Source organism: Microvirga sp. jy35, assembly GCF_056148915.1.
The window spans coordinates 332,144-350,238 of sequence record NZ_JBWBEW010000001.1; the positions used below are offsets into that span (position 1 = coordinate 332,144).

Genomic DNA, 18,095 nt, shown 5'->3' on the forward strand with positions numbered 1-18,095 from the left:
GCTCCCTCGCTCCAGGAGTTAACCAGCATCGTGATGACATTTGATCGCGCGCCCACTTAGGAGTGACGCATAGCATTGGCCAATATTCAGCCTCTCAATGCTGGTCCTGCTGATGAGCCGGTCTGATTTAGTTCGGAATGAAGGCTCGGGAGACACTGTTGTATGCTCACCTAGCTTCGACATCAAACGACAGGAAGGTAAGACCTTGCGCACGTACGGCCCATTTGGGCAGTTCGTTCTTGAACACGAATGTAAAGTCCATAGCGTAAGGCACTTCGTTCAACGATGTGCTAGAGGAAGGTGTCTCCAGGATGCATGCTCCGTGCAGATTCCAGCACCCTGTCCAGTTCTCAAAAGACTTCCAATCGGATCAAGCTGATGGTCACTTTGGAAGTGCCACTTAAAATCAAACTCACAGAAGTCATCAAGAATTCCTAGTTCAGTGCGTTGATCGATAACAGTGAAGGATTCGAATCTCATCGACATCATCTTTACATATTTTGGATGCTTGTCCTCGAGAATTCTGACCGCACCGAGCCACCACATGCTGAAGTTTCATCCCGCTTTGGGCGTCCAGCAGAGGCTAGCCTATTCAGTGTATCGTTCGGCCGCGAGCACAGTATTATCAATTGGTCGGATTTCACGTTGGCCATAGCCCAAGTTCCTCGGCCTGCCGGGCCAGTGAGATGGTATGGGAGCGGTCGATAATCGCTTTGCGCTTGGCCACACTCCGGCTTTGCCGAGCGCGTACTCTAAAAAATCGTTGGCCAGGGTCAACTCGCCGATTTTGGCATGCAGCGTCTTCACATCCACCGGCGGGTTCGCCGCTCCAGCCTTTTCGGCCCCGAACACGTCGGCCGCCCCGTCGTGGAGTTGGGCTTTCCACTGGGTGATCTGGTTGGGATGGACAACGAACTGTTGCGCCAACTCGGCCAGGGTTTTCTCCCCCTTCACGGCAGCCAAGGCCACTTTGGCCTTGAAAGCCGGTGAGTGGTTCCGGCGGGGTCGCTTGCTCATCGTTTCTCCTGTTCGGCGGCCATTCTGGCTGCTCTCAGGCAGAAACTCCACTTATCCCGCTGTCCAAATTTCCCGAACCAGCTCTGTGCCAGTTCACTGCCCCAGGCCATAGCGACGTGTGGGCTGCATGGGTGTGGGGATCATCACATGCTGGCCTTTGGGGCTCCACATCGCCCGCAGGGTCGGATGCCAGCTGATGTTGAACTCATCCGCATAGTAGAACACCGTGTCAGGCTTCAGCTCATCGCGGGTGTCTTCGACCGTCTTTTTTTGAGCGCATAATCAGGATCGGGGCTGGTGATCGTGTGCTGCGGCCGGCTCAGCGCCATGCCACCGGCCCGCAGCAGCCGCTGCACACTGGGCACACTCATGCGCAAGCCCGTCTCCCCGGCCAGATGATCGGCCAGCTGGGCGGCCGTCCAGAGGGAGAACGGCAGGCCCAGGGCACGGGGGCGCCGGCGCACGAGCTCCAGCATACGGGTTCGGTAAGCAGGCGTGACCTTCGGCGGGGTGCCCGAGCGGGGAGCATCGGCCAGACCGGCCGTGCCTTCCGCCGCATAGCAGGCCAACCAGCGCCTGACTGTCTCCTCATGCTGACGCACGATGGCAGCAATCTCGGCCGCAACCAGACGACGCTCGGCCGAGAGCAGGATCATCAGGGCGCGAATACGCACCCGCGGGTCTGGACTGGTGTGATAAAGCTGGTCAAGTTCGCTCAACTGCTCTGGGCTGAGCGCATCAGGCAAATGGGGTGCATGGCGGCCTCCCGGCTCTCCCACACCCCAACATACCACAGAACTTCCGACGCTATACTTAGCGCCAGAATTCAAAAAATCACATTTCGTTTTAAGGCCGAGCCGCCTTGGTGTTGGAGGTCAAGGAGGCGGGGCAGGAATGCGAAATGAACAGAGCGGATGAGACCCAGCCCCGTCACCGACGACGTCGCGAGGTCTGGCTAGACCAGTTCTCTACTCAGTCGCCGGCCAGCGCCCCCCGCCCCCTAATTACCACTCCCTCTCAGGTGCGCGGCAATGTTCTCAACAATGCGCCGCCCCACCTCTGTCGTTGATGAGTTGGCAGGTATGCCCCTGATGTTTAGTAGATTTTCAAACTGACACATCCAATATTTCTCATACAGTTCGAGATCAGCTGGAATTACTTCATCTTGTAATAACCAGCAATTTACCTCAGAACCATTGCGCCATTCATCGCGCATCCAATCGTATAAAGCGCCTGGCTCTTTATCGAGGGCTTTAGTTATATGCAGTCTAAGGCGTTTATTAGCGTTATATTCAGTCTGGCCAATATAACGGGGCACCCCATCCCTAGTTGAATATAAGCAGTAAACCTCACCCATGCTCTTACCCCCATCGTCTCGCAAGGGAATATCCGAGGCGGGGGGTTAAGGGTAGGCCCAACCTGTGCTATTCTAAAAATAGGAGGTTCGCTCTGGGGGCAAAAATGCTCCTGGGAAAAACAAGCGGACACAGGTCACTCTCCCCGGGTGACGCCTATGGCTTCTTGCAGAGCCTCCTCGAAACGCAACTCGATGGAGACTCGCCATGCACGTGGCCCTGGACGACTATATCTACTGCTCCCCCTTTCTCGGAGCTCTCTCGCTCGATCGCCTCTTCGAGGAGGCAACGAAAGCGATGGTGCCCTTCGACATCCCGGCCCCGCCGGCGCTCCAGGATGAGCGCCTCGATGCGGAAGCCGCAGCGGACATCCTGCTCGAGCAGGTCAAGCGCCTGCCTGAACGCCAGCACCTCGTGATCCACTCCATCTTCTACAACGGCCTGTCCCCAGCCGCCACCGCGCGTCGCCTGGGTATCAGCGGCGCCGCCGTGACCAAGCTTCGGGACAAGGCTCTCAAGCGCCTGCTCGTAAATCTCGAACCGCGTCGTGGCGAACTCTTCATATAGTTTACTGCGTCCGCGCGGATCCCTTAACCCCAGGAGAAAACCTATGACTGCCACTGGCCTCAAGCAGCAGCACAGTTACGTTCAGAAGCTGAAGCAGAAGAACTTCAACTTCGGCCTGACCGTCGGCGACGCATTCGTGCGTGGCATTCGCGACATCGGCTATAAGCACACCGGCACGGCCATCGACGAGCAAATCGATAACTCCTACCAAGCTGGGGCAGAGGAAGTGCATATCGTGTTCGGGTACGACGGCACAAAATCGGCCAAGAAGCCCTCTGAACTTGCCGTGATCGACCTCGGACATGGGATGGAGCCGGATATGATCCGCGCCTCCGTCACGTGGGGCGGAACGCACCGAGAGAATGATCGAAGCGGCTTTGGCCGTTACGGTTATGGCTTACCCAGTTCGGCCGTGAGCCAAGGCCATCGCTACACGGTCTATTCCAAGCTCGAGGGAGGACCAATCTGGGCGGTGACCATCGACATCGATGAAATCAGTAATGGTGAATATACCGATGAGCGCGGCCAGATCATCGTACCGCCAGCTAAGAAAGTGAACCTTCCGTCGTTCGTTCAGGATTATATCGAGGAGCACTTGGAAGGTGTCTGGGACCACGGCACAATTGTCGTGATGGAGAAGCTTGATAAGCTGTCCAAAAAGACGGCGACCTCTCTCCACGACTTCTTGATGGAACACTTCGGTGTCACTTATCATAAGCTTCGTGGTGATTTCGACATCTACGTCAATGGCGCTAACGTTGAACCGATCGACCCGCTGTTCATTACACCGGGCTATCGGTTCTATGATGCCGACGAGCAGCGCGCTAAGGCGCTGGAGCCGATCGTCATCGACGTGAAGGACCCACAGACGAAGGAAGTGAAGGGTAAGCTCACTGTTCGGATGTCCTACATGCCTCCCAACTTCGCCTCGGTCGACAAGACACGTCCGGCGGACAAGAAAAATGCGAACGGTCGCTTCGATATTCTGAAGGATTATAACGGTTTCATCTTCTCTCGCAGCGGGCGCATCATCGACGTTATCGCGCGCAACCCGATCACGGTTCTCCAGAACAACGACCGATATATCAAGATCGAGATCGACTTTCCGGCCGAACTCGACGAGTACTTTAACATCTCCACCTCAAAGCAGCGTGTCGACGTTTCGGACGAAATCTGGGATCGACTGAGAGAGGCTGGCCTGGGCAAGGCTATCGAGCATCTGCGCAGGAAGGCTAAGCAAGAGCGTGCAAGCTTCCGTGAGGAGCGTGAACAGGACAAGACCAAGCAGCGTGCCTCTGAGGAGGCTATGGCGCGCACGAGTGATATGACCGGTTCTAAGCCGTCGAGGGGAGACAAGGAGAAGCAAGAAAAGCGCGGAAAGGAGGGCTTGGATCGTGAGGCAGCTCGCCGAGCCCGCGAAATGGGGCAGGACAAGAAGCAGGCGAAACGTGACCTAGAACTCGAAATCCAGGGCCGTGCCTACAAGGTTGCGTTCGATAACGCTGCTGGTGCGCCCTTCTTCCGAGTGGAGCAGGTCGGAGGGGCGAAGGTCCTGTTTATCAATAAGGCGACGCGTTTCTTCCAGAACGTCCACTCCGGTCCCAAGAGTTCACCGGAGGTCCGGGCGGCCCTCGAAATCCTGCTCTTCGCGATCGGAGATCGCATGTTAGATACCAAGGACTCCGTCCATGACCTTTATCAGTATGAGATCGGGGAATGGTCGCGGAAGTTAGAGTTTGCCCTGGGCTTCCTTGATCAGCAGATGGGTGCGACATCGGACGATGAGGATGATGATGAGGCATCTGCTGACGATGATGTGGATGATCCCGGGGTATCTGATGCAGCTTAAGAGTTTCAACACTAATATGTAATGTCGTCCGGGCTCCTAAGGAGCCCGGATTCGTTTCCAGAAGCTGTCTCAATGAAAGCTTCTAATTGAGAGGAGGTGATGAAACCCATGTCTGAAGAGGCGCGCACGATTACGCCATATCTGCCGCCCGCAGTTCTGGGTAAGTTAACTGCTTTCATCCGCACGAAGCAAGATGAGGGTGTTAGTCTCACGCAGTCGCTCAGGTCCCTTGAGGAACTATGGCGCAATGAAGCATGGAGCTTACAACTTCGCACTACGGCTTTGGTACTGGCAGACCTGCTAGATCAGGGCTGGAAGATCAATGCTCGTGAGCACGCTATTGAATTGGCTCCGCCGGGCTTGCGTGGCGCATCGGAAACCGCTGAGGATGCGAAATCACGCCTGCGGCATGCCCTGCAGATTGGGCAACAGAGACAGTTGCTCGACCCCAGCGTTCAGCGGTTCATTACACGCGTAACATCCTCACGCTGGCGGAGCGGCGTGAAAGCTTCTGTTCTCGATCTTGTTGATAATGGTGAAGATTTAGCCCGTGTGCTTACAGCAACGAGGAACCAACCAACTGAGGCAAGCTTTGAGGCGCTCAAGGATGTCGTTAGACCCTCTCTAGAGGTTATCACTGACGATGCCCGCTGCGAAACGACGGGTCTTCGCCTTCTCGATATCTGGCGGTTCTTTCGCCACACCTGGTCCCTTGAGTACCGCTCTATCCCAGGTCGATCATTGCCCTTGCTCATTCGCAATGACGCGAGGCCGAACCGGCCTGTGATTGGAATTGCTCAACTCGCCAGCCCCGTGCTGCGGACGAAGCCACGAGATAATTGGCTCTATTGGACGCCGAAGCCATTTGTAGAAGCCCTCCAGGAAGGTGTCTGGCCCATCGATGGTGCCCTTGAGGCCCTACATGGAAGGGTTCAGCAAAGTGTCTCTGAGGTGAGGTGGGATGATCTGGCCACGGAAAGTGAAATAGCCAACCCAACTGAGAATGTGGTGTTCCGTCTCGAACAGCGCGCCGCTGGAGCAGCAGTTGAACGGGAGAACCAACTACGGGAGGCTTACCGGGATGCGGATGGTGAGGTGCGCTCACAGAGGGACGATGCAGATCACGACTGGACCGACGAACAGTGGCGTGCTGCGTCAGAAGACGTTCTATACGTTCGCAAGCGGGCTGAAACTCTCGCACAGCTACTTGATGCAAAGATCGTGTTTCAGAAAGTTGGCCGGGCGATACGAGGTGAGGATCTGCTAGAGCGGTTCCTCTCTCACCGACGTGGTCAATTGGCCCTCTCGGCGGCTCTTCGAGAGGTTCGAAAGGCCGGTCTTGCAAGCCAGATTGCCGACCTGAGCGTTTGTGGTGCCGTAGCACCCTACAATGTTCTGCTCGGAGGCAAGCTAGTTGCGCTGCTTGCCGCCTCAAAAGGGGCTTATGATACATGGCGCCTGAGGTATGAGGGTCAAACGAGCGTCATCAGTTCACAGATGGCAGGCCGCGCGATCTGTCGCCCCTCGGATTTGAAGGTTCTGACAACGACCTCGCTCTATGGCACCGCAAGCAGCCAATACAATCGGCTCAACCTGCATCCAGGAACCTATGATGGCCTGCCACATGGTCTTCAATGGCGACAACTTGAAGAGGCTACGGCTGGGTATGGCACCGTTCACTTATCATCAGGAACGGTCAAAAGCCTCAGGGAGTTCTCCGAAAGCAGCTACGGTGCACGCAGAGTGAATCACCGCTTTGGTGAAGGCACGAGCCCGAGGCTTCGGCAAATTAGAGAAGGCTTAGATGCTTTGGGTATTACAAGTGATGATGTCCTTAATCATGCGACGCCGCGCCTCTTTTATGCCTGTACCCTTACCCCAAGCGCAAGGGATGAATTGATAGGCTTGAGCAGCACCTACAGAGGTAACCTAGCAAGTGTTGAGGCGATTGCTGATGCGTGGCGTCGAAGATGGCTCTATCCACGTATCCAGTCCGATGCCATTCTAGCAAGAGTGTCAAAGTTGAATTCCGGTACGGTGCTCTCTGAGCTTCGGCCTGCAGATCCCAACGGGCAACTCGAGATGCTGTTCTGACGCAGCATGGCTTCGCTCATTCCTTCTCCTTCTGCGTACCCAGGATCTGGCATTGCCCCCTCACCCACCCCGGCACTACCGAAAAACATCGTTAAGCCGAGCCAAAGCGGCTTCGAGTTTCGGGTCAGCATCTAAGGCTCTTGCAGGGGAGCCATTCTCTTCCATAACGGGCCGGGATTGACTGTAAGCGTCCGGTGAGCCTTTCAATTATTCATAGATTTTAGTTCCCATCCTGGCGCCGAGTTCAATATCCATCAGGCGCGAGAGCCTCTCCACATGACGGTATTGCCGAGTGGAGGGTCATGCCCGCGCGCGAGATAGCCACCCATACGGGCAATCTTGGTCAGGTAATGTGAGAGATTCTTTCGCCGAAGTGAGGTCTGGCCCTTGTCTCTCACCAACTTATCGAGCAGGTCGATTTCAAGAGCCGTTAGGGCCAGGTGCAGCGTCACGTTCGGAAGGACACGGTTGAGCATCTTCAGCCAGAAGATGCGCCAACTCACAAGGCAGTAGATGCTGAGCAGGTTCACCAACTGCTCGGTCGTTCTGAACTTGGTCGCCTCAGCCCGGCAGCCGGATTTCAGGATCTTGCCGCAGCCCCTCTGCGGTGACAGCCAAGCAGGAGTGCATCAGCAGTGCGCACACCGTGTGCATCCTGTAGCGGCCTTCCTTGTCGTGTCCGCTGTTGACCCGGCAAGTGGACCCAATCCGCCGGGGTTGCGCGCTGGTAGGACAGTTCGGCCGTGTCCTGAATGACCAGGATGGGTCCCTCGATCGCGACAAAGCGGGTGCGAGTGGCGCTCATCCCGGCCATAGGTTCATAGGGGTCGCTGCTTGGTCTGGCCTCGTCCAGGCTCCGGAATGGGGACTGGGGTGTCATCGCCATGCAAGCGCGTGCCGGCGAAGACATGGGCGCAAACCGCCGCGACCAACAACTCCATCAGCTTTGCTTAAGCCTTTGACGTGCATCAGTGGCAAGGCGGGTGCATTATGCTTACCATGTGCTTACTAGCTGCGTTTTCTGGTAAGCAAGCCCTCGAACCCACGAGGCTAAGTCCTTGATTTTGAATGGTACAGCCGCCCCGGCTCGAACGGGGGACCCCCAGATCCACAATCTGGTGCTCTAACCAACTGAGCTACGGCTGCACGTGAGGCAGGGTGTAATCGCCCGGGCGATCAATTTCAAGACCTGATTGAGGCCGGATGCCTTTGAAATGACTGCGGCGGGCTTAAGGCCCGCCGCGTCGCATGCTCAAGCTTGGGAAGGGTTATTCCGCCGTCGCGCCGGCAGCCTTGAGGACCGGAGTCCAGCGGGCGACCTCGCTCTCGACGAGCTTCTGCAGGGCTTCCGGGGTGCGCTCCGTGTTGCTCGGGATCACGCCGCCCAGTTCCAGAAGGCGCTTTTTGGTGTTCTCGTCGTCCAGGGACTTCATGAGGGCGTCGCTGAGCTTCTTGACCACGTCCGGCGGGGTGCCCTTGGGCGCGAAGACGGCGTTCCAGGCGCTGACCTCATAGCCTTCGAGGCCGGCTTCCTTGGTGGTCGGCACGTTCGGCAGCACGGGGGAGCGCTGCGCCGTCGCGATGGCGAAGGCCTTGATGTTGCCGCCCTGGATCTGCGGCGCCACGTTGACGATCTGGTCGGTCATGAAGTCGACCGTGTTGGCCATCAGGTCGTTGAGAGCCGGGCCGGTTCCGCGATAAGCCACCATGGTGGGCTTCGCCTTGACGACGGAATTGAAGAAGATGCCCGTGGAGTGGGAGACGGAGCCCACGCCCGCATGGGCCATGTTCACCTTGTCGGCGTTCTTCGACAGATAGTCGAGGAAGCCCTTCAGGTCGTTGGCCGGGAAGTCCTTCTTGGCCACGATCACGATCGGCGTGCCGGCCGCCAAGCCGATGGGGGCGAAGTCCTTGGTCGGATCGTACTTGAGGTTCGGGTACAGGGCCGGGGCGGCGCCGTGCGTGCCCATATGGCCCATCATGATGGTGTAGCCGTCCGGCTGCGATTGGGCGGCACGGGTGATGCCCGTGGTGCCGCCGGCGCCGGCCACGTTCTCGATCACGATCTGCTGGCCCAGCGTACGGCTCATGTTATCGGACACGATCCGGGCAATCACGTCCGTGGGGCCGCCGGCCGCGAAAGGCACGATCATGGTGATCGGACGGGTGGGATAGCCTTGGGCCTGGGCACCCGTTGCGGCAAGGCCAGCGACTGCGGCCAGAGCCAGTACAACCTTCTTCATCAATTTTCCTCCCTTGGAAAAGTTATGGCCTACCATGTGGGCAAGACGGAGTTGAAGGCAAGCTACTCGGTGAAGACCTCATCCCTCCCCTTTCGGATGGAGGGCAGGAGGGCGATCACAAGTAGGATAGCGGCCACGGCGAGCAGGCCGGCGCTCACCGGACGCTCGATGAAGGTCTCCATTGAGCCGCGCGAGATGATGAGCGCACGCCTCAGGTTCTCCTCCATCAGCCTGCCGAGCACGAACCCCAGCAGCATCGGCGCCGGCTCGAAGCCGAACTTGATCAGCATGTAGCCCACCAGCCCGAAGAAGGCGATGAACATGACATCGGTGGGCAGCGAGTTGATCGAGTAGATGCCGATGCAGCAGAACATCAGGATCGCCGGGAACAGCAGCCGGTACGGCACCTTGAGCAGCCGCACCCACATGCCGACCAGCGGCAGGTTGATGATGAGCAGCATCAGGTTGCCCACCCACATGGAGGCGATCATGCCCCAGAACAGGGTCGGGTTCTTGGTCATCACCTGCGGGCCCGGGATGATGCCGTGGATCGTCATGGCGCCGACCATCAGGGCCATGACGGCATTCGGCGGGATGCCCAGCGTCAGGAGCGGGATGAACGAGGTCTGCGCACCCGCATTGTTGGCGCTCTCCGGCCCCGCCACGCCCTCGATGGCGCCGCGGCCGAAGCGACTGGGGTCCTTGGCGAGCTTCTTCTCGAGCGTATAGGCCGCGAACGGTCCCAGCACCGCCCCGTTGCCGGGGAGAATGCCGAGGGTCGCTCCGATCAGGGTGCCGCGCAGGACCGGCTTGTAGGATTGCTTGAAGTCCTCCTTGTTCGGCAGCAGACGACCGATGGCCTGGCGCACCACGTCGCGGGTCTCGGTGTGATCGAGATTGCGCATGATCTCGGCGATGCCGAAGATGCCCATGGCCAGCACGGCGAAGTCGATGCCGTCGGCCAGGAACGGCAGGCCGAAGGTCATGCGCTCCTCGCCGGTCTCGAGATCCGTGCCCACCGTGGAGAGCAGAACGCCAACCAGGATCATGGCGATGGCCTTGAGAATCGAGCCGCGGGCCAGCACGACCGCGAAGACCAGGCCCATGACCATGAGGGAGAAGTACTCGGTGGGCCCGAAGATCAGCGCCAGCTTGGTGAGCGGGGCCCCCAGCGCGGCGATAACCAGGGTTGCCACGGTGCCGGCAAAGAAAGAGCCGATGGCGGCAATACCCAGGGCTACGCCGGCGCGGCCCTGACGGGCCATCTGGTGACCGTCGAGTGCGGTCACCACGGAGGTGGCCTCGCCCGGAATATTGACGAGGATCGCGGTGGTCGAGCCGCCGTACTGGGCGCCGTAATAGATGCCGGCCAGCATGATGAGCGCCCCGGTGGGGTCGAGCCCGAAGGTGATGGGCAGCAGCATCGCGATGGTGGCGATCGGTCCGACGCCCGGCAGCACGCCGATGAGGGTGCCCACCAGGCAGCCGAGGAAGGCCAGGCCAAGATTCTGCAGGGTCAGGGCGACGCCGAAGCCGAGGCTCAGATTGGAGAAAAAGTCACCCATCAGATCCTCCCGCTGTGGTCGGCCACGTCTACTGGACCCCGGCGCCGGCTGCGAGATACGAGAAAGACAAGGATCCCCGCGATGGCCATGATGCCGGCTGTAGCCCGGAGCACGGCCTTTTGCGACCAATCGGCCGGGAAGAGGCCCGTGAGCGCCTGCGGGAAGACCGGGATCGGCAGGTTCAGGAGATCCCCGAAGAGGATCATGCAGAAAGGCGTAAGAAGGAGCGCCAGGATGACGAGATCGCGCAGGCGCACCTCGGGTGTGGCATAGCCGCCAATGATGATCGCCAGCGGGCCGGCAAACAGCATGCCCAAACCGGGGGTCGTCAAAGCTCCGAACGAGAAGGGGCGGATGGTGAGCGCGAAGGCCAGGATGCCGCCGATCACGAAGACCGGCCCGCGCAGGTTCCAGCGCTCCAGGGCGTCGCCATGCTTGATGAAGGCGAAGGCGAGAAGGGCCAGGCCCGACAGACCGACCGCGATGGCGAGCCACCGGGGCAGCATGGCCGGTCCCATGGCGTTCAGGGTGCCCTGGTCGAGATCCCGCGTGAGCCACAGGGCCAAGGCTGCCAGCGCCAGCAGGACCAATCCGCCCGCTACGTTTTGGGGGGCACGGACCGGCCCGTCGGGCCTGGCAGGCCCCGGGCCTTCGTGAAGAGTGGACATGAACGACCTCCCGACGGACGCCTCGAGCGCCCAATGTTCTTTGAGTCCGATATGGCCTGAGGCGCCAACCCGGATCAAGCTTCTGTTTCCCTGAAGCGGGCCTTCTCAACAATACGTCTTGGGAACTAGGGGACAGAAGGGAAACGGCCTATCATCCTTAGGATAGACGCTGCCTCCCATGACAGGTGACTTGATCCCTGGACCTGGGTTGTCTAGATGGACCCCGTAGCCAGGCCGGGCCCCTCTGGTCGCTCCCAACGGGAGCGGCGATGTCGGACTGGATGAAAACCAGGGCGGCCTGGGTTCGTTCAAACAGACGGTTTTGCCTGCATTTCGGCTCCTGCCAGGAAAATTTCCGCGGCAGGGCAATGCCAGATGCGTCTCTTTGAACGTTTCGCATGCGCTGCCCGCAACCCGACATATGAGGCACTGCATGTTTGATCTATCGCAGTATTTTGGACCCGAGGTCGTCGCCTTCCTGATGGTGATCGGCATCGATCTGGCTCTCGCCGGCGACAACGCCATCGTCATCGGCCTGGCCGCCGCCGGTCTTCCCAAGGAGCAGCGCAACAAGGCGATCCTGCTCGGCGTCCTCGCTGCAACCGTCCTGCGCATCATTTTCGCTCTTCTCACAACACAACTCCTCCAGATCGTCGGTCTCCTACTCGCTGGCGGCGTCCTTCTTCTCTGGGTGTGCTGGAAGATGTGGCGCGAGCTTCGCACGGGCCATGAGGCAGAGCAGCATGCGGCCGAGGAGGCCCTGGAGGGCCGCGACATCAACGAGGACGGCACCATTGCCGGCGGCGTCCCGCGTAAGACCTTCTCTCAGGCAGCCTGGCAGATCGTCATCGCCGACGTGTCCATGTCCCTCGACAACGTGCTTGCCGTGGCCGGTGCAGCGCGCGAGCACCCCTATATCCTGGCATTCGGCCTCCTGCTGTCCATCGCTCTCATGGGCCTTGCAGCCTCGTACATCGCCCGCCTGCTCCAGCGCTACCGCTGGATCGCCTATGTGGGCTTGGCGATCATCCTGTACGTGGCGCTCAAGATGATCTACGAGGGCTATGTCGAGGTGGCTCCATACGTCAACGGCGTTGCCGGGTAACATCTGCGGCCGACCAATCGGTCGGCCGATTCATGTTCACGATTGACGGCGGGGATGCGGGAAGGCACAGAGCGTGACGCTCATGTCCCCCGCTCTCCGCCCTCACTTTTCCTATTCAGGCCTGCGCCACGGCGCCCGCGCCGCACTCCCGGCCTTCCCGGGCTTCATCATGTTCGCCCTGGCCTTCGGTACGGCAGCGGCCCAGAAGGGCCTTTCGTTCGGCGAGACCCTGGGCCTCTCCGCCTTCGTCTATGCCGGAGCCTCGCAGATGGTCGGGCTCGAGATCTGGCAGCAGGTCTGGACGCCTACGACGATCCTCACGATCATGACCGTGACCGCCGTGGTGAACGCCCGCATGATCCTTTTGGGCGCAACGCTCCAGCCCTGGCTCCGGGAAGAGCCGGTCGCCCGCATGGGACTCAACCTCTTTCTCATCACCGAAGCAGGCTGGCTCATCGGCACCCGCTACCACAGCGAAGGCGGCCGGGACGTGGGCGTGCTCCTGGGCTGCGGGCTCATCCTCTGGCTGGTCTGGCTGGCAGCCACTTTCGCGGGCTTCTTTGCGGGCGCACTCGTGCCGGAGCCGAAGCGCTTCGGCCTCGATCTCGTGATGCCGATCTTCTTCGGCGTCATGCTCGTGCCCCTGTGGAAAGGCGCCAAGCCCGCCCTGCCCTGGCTCGTGGCAGGTCTTGTCTCGCTCATCGTCCACGCTCTTGTGCCGGGCTATCTCTTCATCATCGCCGGTGCGCTGGCGGGCGTCATCGCCGGGATGCTGATCGAATGAACGGGTTCGGCAGCTTCGTCGCGACTCCGTGGGGGTCGGTTCTCGCCATTGCGGCCATGACCCTGGTGACATTCCTGTGCCGGATCGCAGGCGTGGTGGTCATGAGCCGGGTGCGGATCACGCCGCGGATCGAGCGCGGCCTGCGCGCATTGCCCGGCTCCATCATCCTGGCGACGATCCTGCCGGTGGTGATCGACAACGGCTGGCCTGCCATGGTCGCGCTCGCTGCCGCCATCGCCGCCATGGCAGTGACGCGGATCGACATCATCGGCCTTGTGGCCGGCCTAGGCACCCTCGCCGTCATTCGGGCTCTTGGGTGAGGTCTGCTTGAGCCGCAGGCGAATGCGGTACATCAACCCGTCGCGGATGTTGCGGTAGGCATCGAGCACCTGGTCCCGCGAGCCCTGCGTGATCGTCGGATCCGGCGTCGGCCAGTATTCCACGTCCGCCGCGATGGTGCGGGTGAGCTCGAGCGCCGCGTGATGCGCCTCCGGCGAGAGGGAGATGATCAGGTCGAAGTTCAGCCCCTCCCACTCTTCCAGCTCGTCAAGGGTGCGCGGCTTGTGCTTGGAGGCGTCGATGCCGATCTCCGACAGGATCGAGGCCACGAAGCCATCCGGCTCGCCTTTGCGCACACCGGCGGACTGCACGTAGATCGACTTGCCGAAGTAGTGGCGCGCGATGGCCTCCGCCATGGGAGAGCGCACCGCATTCATCGCGCAGACGAACAGAACCGAGTGGATCCGTTTCGCGCGGGGCTCGTCCAGGCGCTCCTCCAAGCGTCAGCCCCTCCAGTGGAGCGCGAAGATGAGCGTGAAGATGCGCCGCGCCGTGCCGAAATCGAGGATGAGCTTGCCTTCGAGCCGTTTCATGAGCAGTTCGGCCGCCTCGTTGTGCAGGCCGCGCCGCCCCATGTCGATGGCTTCTATCTGCGCCGGCGAGGCGGAACGGATCGCCTGATAATAGCTGTCGCAGATCATCTCGTAGTCGCGGATGGCCTTGCGGAACGGCGTCAGCGACAGGTGATGCGAGATGAGGTGCGTGCCGTCCTGGGTGGTCACCTCGAAGCAGAGCTTCTTGTCGATCAGCGAGATGTGTAAGCCATAGGGCCCCCCATCGTAGTTCGGCAGCGCGAAGGTGTTCTCTTCGAGGATGTCGTAGATGGCGATGGCCCGCTCGTGTTCCTGATCGGGGTTGCCGCGGCCGATGGAGGCCTCGTCGAGGGTGACGGCGACCAGCCGGGCCCACTCCTTCGCTTCGCTCACCATCCCGCCTCCGCTTGCCTCTAGAGCATCGGACCCAAAAGTGGACTTGCACCTTTGGGGCCTATCCGACGCTCCTCTTCCTGATGAGCGCATCGTTGAGTGCAAAAAACCGGAACCACTTTTCCGCACGATGCGCTAGAGGTTCAGGCGGATCGCTACCGACCGCGCATGCCCCTCCAGACCCTCCGACCGCCCGAGCGCGATTGCCGCCGGGCCGAGCGCCCGCAGAGCGCCCGCGTCGCATTTCAGGATCGAGGTTCGCTTCATGAAGTCAAGCACGCCGAGACCCGATGAGAACCGGGCGGACCGGGCCGTGGGCAGAACATGGTTGGGGCCGCCCACATAATCGCCGATGGCCTCGGGCGTATGGCTGCCGAGGAAGATCGAGCCCGCATTGCGGACTTTGGCCGCGAGGTCTTCTGCGTTCTCCGTCTCGATTTCGAGATGTTCGGGGGCCAGCCGGTCCACGAGGGGAATGGCGTTCTCCAACCGGTCGATCAGGATGATCGCGCCATAATCGCGCCAGCTCGCGCCGGCGATCTTCGCTTTCGGAAGCGTCTGCAGCTGGCGCTCGACGGCCTTTTCCACCGCATCAGCCAGCTCAGGGCTGTCCGTGATGAGGATCGACTGCGCGGCCGTGTCGTGCTCGGCCTGCGCCAGCAGATCGGCGGCGATCCAGTCCGGGTTGCCATGGGCGTCGGCGAGGATGAGCACTTCGGACGGGCCCGCGATCATGTCGATGCCGACCTGACCGAAGACGCGGCGCTTGGCGGCGGCCACATAGGCGTTGCCGGGTCCCACGATCTTGGCGACAGGCCTGATGCTTTCGGTGCCATAGGCCAGAGCCGCCACGGCCTGGGCGCCGCCGATGCGGAAGACCTCGTCGACGCCGGCAAGCCGCGCCGCCGCCAGCACGAGCGGGTTGGTCTCGCCGCGCGGGGTCGGCACCACCATGGCGATGCGCGGAACCCCCGCCACCTTCGCCGGCACGGCGTTCATCAGAACGGAGGAGGGATAGCTCGCAAGACCGCCCGGAACGTAGAGGCCGACGGATTCGATCGCGGTCCAGCGCCAGCCCAGGGTCACCCCAATGGGATCCGTGGTCTTGAAGTCCTTCGGGCGCTGCTCCCGGTGATAGGTCTCGATGCGCTCCTTGGCGAGCGACAGGGCCTCCAGGGCGTCCTTCGGACATTGGGCCTCCGCCGCGTCGATCTCGGCATCGGACACACGCAGGGTCTCGGGCTGGAGCGCCAGCCCGTCGAAACGGTAGGTGAAATCGATCAGCGCCTCGTCGCCGCGCACCACCACATCCTCGATGATGGCGCGCACCGCCTGGTCAACATCCTCCGAGACCTCGCGCTTGGCGGAGAGCAGGGCGGCGAACGCCTGCGGGAAGGAAGCGTCCCGCGCATCGAGCCTCTGCGCCATTTACGGGCGCTCCGCCGTTTGAAGCTGGTCCTCGTGGGACGGCCGGCTTTCGGCAGCCCAGACGGGGCCGGTGTCTTTCATCTGCATTTCGATGCACTCCAGGTCCACCTGGATGGCGCCACCATCGGCAAAGATCAAGGTGGCGGTCCCTGAGGGGGCATCCTTCTCCTCGAACGCAATCGCGAGAAGGTTGAGAACCGCGTCCTTGCTGCCCTGTTCGATGCCGCGGACGCGCACGCCCGTGACATTCTCGAAATGCATGCAGGTCAGCCGCCGCTGGGGCGTTGCCGCCTCCCAATCGTAGCGGCGGACCTGGATGGCGAAACGCCGCTCCTTGGGCAGATAGGCGATGTCCCCGACCCGCAGCAGCGAGTCCTGCAGGTGAGCGGAGATGACGGAAAGGTCTTCAGGGTCGAACGCGACAAGTCTCAGGAGATCCATGGCCCACCAACCTGTTGTTGAACTTTGTTCTTTAGGTAGAGAGCCCCCTGCCCCGGCGCAACCTTTCGCCCAGGCTTGCCTTCCGGCTTCTGAGAAGAAAAAGGCCGGCGATGGCGCCGGCCTTCTGGTCTTCAGCCCCTGACTCGCTCGATGAGAGCGCCGCATCGGGCGAGCTTGGCTTCCAGCGACTCGAAGCCGCGATCCAGGTGATAGACCCGGTTGATCGTGGTCTCGCCGTCCGCCACCAGGCCGGCGATCACCAGGGACACGGAGGCGCGCAGGTCCGTCGCCATGACCGGAGCCCCCTTGAGGCCCGGAACGCCGTCCACATAGGCGCTGTCGCCGTCGAGGCGGATCTGGGCACCGAGGCGGGCGAGCTCCTGCACGTGCATGAACCGGTTCTCGAAGATCGTCTCGCGGATGCGCGAGGTGCCGTTCGCCCGGGTCATGAGGGCCATGAACTGGGCCTGGAGGTCCGTGGGGAAGCCCGGGAACGGATCGGTGGTCACGTCGACCGGCTGAAGGCCGTTGCCGTTGCGGCGGATGCGGATGCCCCCATGGGTCGAGGTCACCTCGGCCCCGGCCTGGCCCAGCACGTCGAGGGCGGCCTGGAGATAGTCTGGCCGGGTGTTGTCGAGCACGAGGTCGCCGCCCGTCATGGCCACCGCCATGGCATAGGTGCCGGTCTCGATCCGGTCCGGCATCACGTCATGGGAGGCGCCATGCAGGCTGGCAACACCCTCGATCACGATCTCGGAGCTGCCGGCGCCCTGGATCTTGGCTCCCATCTTGATGAGGCATTCGGCGAGATCCACCACCTCCGGCTCGCGGGCGGCGTTGCGGATCACGGTGGTTCCTTCAGCAAGGGTTGCCGCCATCAGGGCCACATGGGTGCCGCCCACAGTCACCTTCGGGAAGTCGATCTCGGCCCCCCGAAGCCCCTTCGGTGCCGTCGCCACCACGTAGCCGCTCTCGATCTCGATAGCAGCGCCCAGCTTGGCCAGGGCCATGATGAGCAGGTCCACCGGACGGGTGCCGATGGCGCAGCCGCCGGGCATGGAGACTTTGGCATGGCCGAAGCGGGCCACCAGGGGAGCGATGACCCAGAAGCTCGCCCGCATGGTCGAGACCAGCTCGTAGGGGGCGGTGGTGTCGATGACGTTCTTGGCCGTCATGCGGATGGTCTGACCCGTCTCGGAGGACTGCCCTGGCCGGCGGCCGGCAATCGAGTGATCGACGCCGAAATTGCTCATGATCCGCAGCAGGGAGGAGATGTCGGCCAGCCGCGGCACGTTGCCGAGCTCGAGCGTATCCGCCGTGAGCAGGCTCGCGATCATGAGGGGCAAGGCCGCATTCTTGGCGCCTGAGATCGGAATCAGGCCGTTGAGGGGCGCGCCGCCCCGGATGCGAATGCGATCCATCAATATCCCCTTGCAAAATGTTCAGTAAGCCATGCGCTATGCGCGCCTTGAGCCTTCGAGGCTAGTCGGACGGCTTGTCGCGCTCTGCCGAAACGCTCAAGCTGCCGGTTTCGTTTCCAGACGCCTTGACGGCCTGCCGCCCCCGCGCCTGCGCCTTGCGCCGCTTGAGATTTTCCTTCAGAGCCGCCTTGAGCCGGTCAGCTTTTCCCTGCGATTTCACGTCAGTCATGGTTCACGCGACCCATCGTCGCCTTTACCAAATAGAGGCTTCGCACGCCGCCCTCAACCGCAAT

The 18,095-nt window shown here is 61.2% G+C and carries 18 protein-coding genes, 1 tRNA gene and 1 pseudogene; 6 read left to right on the plus strand and 14 right to left on the minus strand.

Going from position 1 to position 18,095, the window contains the following annotated elements; all coding sequences use genetic code 11:
- Positions 1-652: 652 nt before the first annotated feature.
- The 3 genes and pseudogenes from AC0QTX_RS01430 to AC0QTX_RS01440 all read right to left on the minus strand — a co-directional run.
- Positions 653-1,017 (minus strand): annotated as a pseudogene (locus tag AC0QTX_RS01430) (transposase); the annotation flags it as partial.
- A 236-nt stretch (positions 1,018-1,253) separates the two neighbouring features.
- Positions 1,254-1,736 (minus strand): helix-turn-helix domain-containing protein, encoded by a 483-nt coding sequence (locus AC0QTX_RS01435; RefSeq protein ID WP_474602026.1) that lies wholly within the window; start codon positions 1,734-1,736, stop codon positions 1,254-1,256.
- 281 nt (positions 1,737-2,017) lie between these two features.
- On the minus strand, positions 2,018-2,374 hold the full coding sequence (locus AC0QTX_RS01440; protein ID WP_474602027.1) for a GIY-YIG nuclease family protein: 357 nt from the start codon (positions 2,372-2,374) through the stop codon (positions 2,018-2,020).
- 205 nt (positions 2,375-2,579) lie between these two features.
- Between AC0QTX_RS01440 and AC0QTX_RS01445 the strand changes: the two genes are divergently transcribed.
- The 3 genes from AC0QTX_RS01445 to AC0QTX_RS01455 all read left to right on the plus strand — a co-directional run bounded on the left by AC0QTX_RS01445 (position 2,580) and on the right by AC0QTX_RS01455 (position 6,882).
- Positions 2,580-2,939: a sigma factor-like helix-turn-helix DNA-binding protein gene (locus AC0QTX_RS01445; RefSeq protein WP_474602028.1), complete on the plus strand. Its 360-nt coding sequence runs from the start codon at positions 2,580-2,582 to the stop codon at positions 2,937-2,939.
- Between the two features lie 43 nt (positions 2,940-2,982).
- Entirely contained in the window at positions 2,983-4,788 is a 1,806-nt protein-coding gene (locus AC0QTX_RS01450; protein WP_474602029.1) for an ATP-binding protein, read from the plus strand.
- Between the two features lie 108 nt (positions 4,789-4,896).
- Positions 4,897-6,882 (plus strand): Druantia anti-phage system protein DruA, encoded by a 1,986-nt coding sequence (locus AC0QTX_RS01455; RefSeq protein WP_474602030.1) that lies wholly within the window; start codon positions 4,897-4,899, stop codon positions 6,880-6,882.
- A 254-nt stretch (positions 6,883-7,136) separates the two neighbouring features.
- Here the strand turns inward: AC0QTX_RS01455 and AC0QTX_RS01460 are convergent, their stop codons facing one another.
- From AC0QTX_RS01460 to AC0QTX_RS01480, 5 genes are all read right to left on the minus strand, one after another.
- Entirely contained in the window at positions 7,137-7,412 is a 276-nt protein-coding gene (locus AC0QTX_RS01460) for a hypothetical protein (protein WP_474602031.1), read from the minus strand.
- A gap of 539 nt (positions 7,413-7,951) precedes the next feature.
- Positions 7,952-8,028, minus strand: a tRNA-His gene (locus tag AC0QTX_RS01465).
- 122 nt (positions 8,029-8,150) lie between these two features.
- Positions 8,151-9,125: a tripartite tricarboxylate transporter substrate-binding protein gene (locus AC0QTX_RS01470; RefSeq protein WP_474602032.1), complete on the minus strand. Its 975-nt coding sequence runs from the start codon at positions 9,123-9,125 to the stop codon at positions 8,151-8,153.
- Between the two features lie 62 nt (positions 9,126-9,187).
- A complete protein-coding gene (locus tag AC0QTX_RS01475; RefSeq protein WP_474602033.1) occupies positions 9,188-10,690 on the minus strand; it encodes a tripartite tricarboxylate transporter permease in 1,503 nt (500 codons plus the stop codon).
- Positions 10,690-11,358 carry a tripartite tricarboxylate transporter TctB family protein gene (locus AC0QTX_RS01480; RefSeq protein WP_474602034.1) on the minus strand — a complete coding sequence of 223 codons (669 nt, stop codon included), beginning with the start codon at positions 11,356-11,358 and terminating at the stop codon, positions 10,690-10,692. The genes AC0QTX_RS01475 and AC0QTX_RS01480 overlap by 1 nt, the downstream gene beginning before the upstream one ends.
- Before the next feature lie 433 nt (positions 11,359-11,791).
- Between AC0QTX_RS01480 and AC0QTX_RS01485 the strand changes: the two genes are divergently transcribed.
- From AC0QTX_RS01485 to AC0QTX_RS01495, 3 genes are all read left to right on the plus strand, one after another.
- Complete coding sequence (locus AC0QTX_RS01485) at positions 11,792-12,463, plus strand: TerC family protein (protein WP_474602035.1); 672 nt, start codon at positions 11,792-11,794, stop codon at positions 12,461-12,463.
- 82 nt (positions 12,464-12,545) lie between these two features.
- Complete coding sequence (locus tag AC0QTX_RS01490) at positions 12,546-13,247, plus strand: AzlC family ABC transporter permease (RefSeq protein WP_474602036.1); 702 nt, start codon at positions 12,546-12,548, stop codon at positions 13,245-13,247.
- Positions 13,244-13,567, plus strand: coding sequence for an AzlD family protein (locus tag AC0QTX_RS01495; RefSeq protein WP_474602037.1), 324 nt, complete (start codon positions 13,244-13,246; stop codon positions 13,565-13,567). The genes AC0QTX_RS01490 and AC0QTX_RS01495 overlap by 4 nt, the downstream gene beginning before the upstream one ends.
- Here AC0QTX_RS01495 and AC0QTX_RS01500 read toward each other — a convergent pair.
- The 6 genes from AC0QTX_RS01500 to AC0QTX_RS01525 all read right to left on the minus strand — a co-directional run bounded on the left by AC0QTX_RS01500 (position 13,532) and on the right by AC0QTX_RS01525 (position 18,031).
- Positions 13,532-13,963 (minus strand): arsenate-mycothiol transferase ArsC, encoded by a 432-nt coding sequence (locus tag AC0QTX_RS01500; protein ID WP_474602086.1) that lies wholly within the window; start codon positions 13,961-13,963, stop codon positions 13,532-13,534. The genes AC0QTX_RS01495 and AC0QTX_RS01500 overlap by 36 nt on opposite strands.
- A gap of 66 nt (positions 13,964-14,029) precedes the next feature.
- Positions 14,030-14,515 (minus strand): UPF0262 family protein, encoded by a 486-nt coding sequence (locus tag AC0QTX_RS01505; protein WP_474602038.1) that lies wholly within the window; start codon positions 14,513-14,515, stop codon positions 14,030-14,032.
- Positions 14,516-14,647: 132 nt separating this feature from the next.
- Entirely contained in the window at positions 14,648-15,940 is a 1,293-nt protein-coding gene (hisD, locus tag AC0QTX_RS01510) for a histidinol dehydrogenase (protein WP_474602039.1), read from the minus strand.
- A complete protein-coding gene (locus tag AC0QTX_RS01515; RefSeq protein ID WP_474602040.1) occupies positions 15,941-16,381 on the minus strand; it encodes a DUF2948 family protein in 441 nt (146 codons plus the stop codon).
- Positions 16,382-16,512: 131 nt separating this feature from the next.
- Positions 16,513-17,802, minus strand: a complete 1,290-nt coding sequence (gene murA, locus AC0QTX_RS01520; RefSeq protein ID WP_474602041.1) for a UDP-N-acetylglucosamine 1-carboxyvinyltransferase — start codon at positions 17,800-17,802, stop codon at positions 16,513-16,515.
- Between the two features lie 61 nt (positions 17,803-17,863).
- On the minus strand, positions 17,864-18,031 hold the full coding sequence (locus AC0QTX_RS01525) for a hypothetical protein (RefSeq protein ID WP_474602042.1): 168 nt from the start codon (positions 18,029-18,031) through the stop codon (positions 17,864-17,866).
- Positions 18,032-18,095 lie beyond the last annotated feature (64 nt).

Bases quoted from the DNA above. Each gene is read 5' to 3' on its own strand.
- AC0QTX_RS01515 (WP_474602040.1), bottom strand. From the start codon at position 16,381: ATGGATCTCCTGAGACTTGTCGCGTTCGACCCTGAAGACCTTTCCGTC.
- AC0QTX_RS01485 (WP_474602035.1), top strand. From the start codon at position 11,792: ATGTTTGATCTATCGCAGTATTTTGGACCCGAGGTCGTCGCCTTCCTG.
- AC0QTX_RS01500 (WP_474602086.1), bottom strand. From the start codon at position 13,963: ATGAATGCGGTGCGCTCTCCCATGGCGGAGGCCATCGCGCGCCACTAC.
- AC0QTX_RS01445 (WP_474602028.1), top strand. From the start codon at position 2,580: ATGCACGTGGCCCTGGACGACTATATCTACTGCTCCCCCTTTCTCGGA.
- AC0QTX_RS01475 (WP_474602033.1), bottom strand. From the start codon at position 10,690: ATGGGTGACTTTTTCTCCAATCTGAGCCTCGGCTTCGGCGTCGCCCTG.
- AC0QTX_RS01470 (WP_474602032.1), bottom strand. From the start codon at position 9,125: ATGAAGAAGGTTGTACTGGCTCTGGCCGCAGTCGCTGGCCTTGCCGCA.
- AC0QTX_RS01490 (WP_474602036.1), top strand. From the start codon at position 12,546: ATGTCCCCCGCTCTCCGCCCTCACTTTTCCTATTCAGGCCTGCGCCAC.
- AC0QTX_RS01480 (WP_474602034.1), bottom strand. From the start codon at position 11,358: ATGTCCACTCTTCACGAAGGCCCGGGGCCTGCCAGGCCCGACGGGCCG.
- AC0QTX_RS01525 (WP_474602042.1), bottom strand. From the start codon at position 18,031: ATGACTGACGTGAAATCGCAGGGAAAAGCTGACCGGCTCAAGGCGGCT.
- AC0QTX_RS01495 (WP_474602037.1), top strand. From the start codon at position 13,244: ATGAACGGGTTCGGCAGCTTCGTCGCGACTCCGTGGGGGTCGGTTCTC.
- murA (WP_474602041.1), bottom strand. From the start codon at position 17,802: ATGGATCGCATTCGCATCCGGGGCGGCGCGCCCCTCAACGGCCTGATT.
- AC0QTX_RS01505 (WP_474602038.1), bottom strand. From the start codon at position 14,515: ATGGTGAGCGAAGCGAAGGAGTGGGCCCGGCTGGTCGCCGTCACCCTC.
- hisD (WP_474602039.1), bottom strand. From the start codon at position 15,940: ATGGCGCAGAGGCTCGATGCGCGGGACGCTTCCTTCCCGCAGGCGTTC.
- AC0QTX_RS01455 (WP_474602030.1), top strand. From the start codon at position 4,897: ATGTCTGAAGAGGCGCGCACGATTACGCCATATCTGCCGCCCGCAGTT.
- AC0QTX_RS01450 (WP_474602029.1), top strand. From the start codon at position 2,983: ATGACTGCCACTGGCCTCAAGCAGCAGCACAGTTACGTTCAGAAGCTG.
- AC0QTX_RS01440 (WP_474602027.1), bottom strand. From the start codon at position 2,374: ATGGGTGAGGTTTACTGCTTATATTCAACTAGGGATGGGGTGCCCCGT.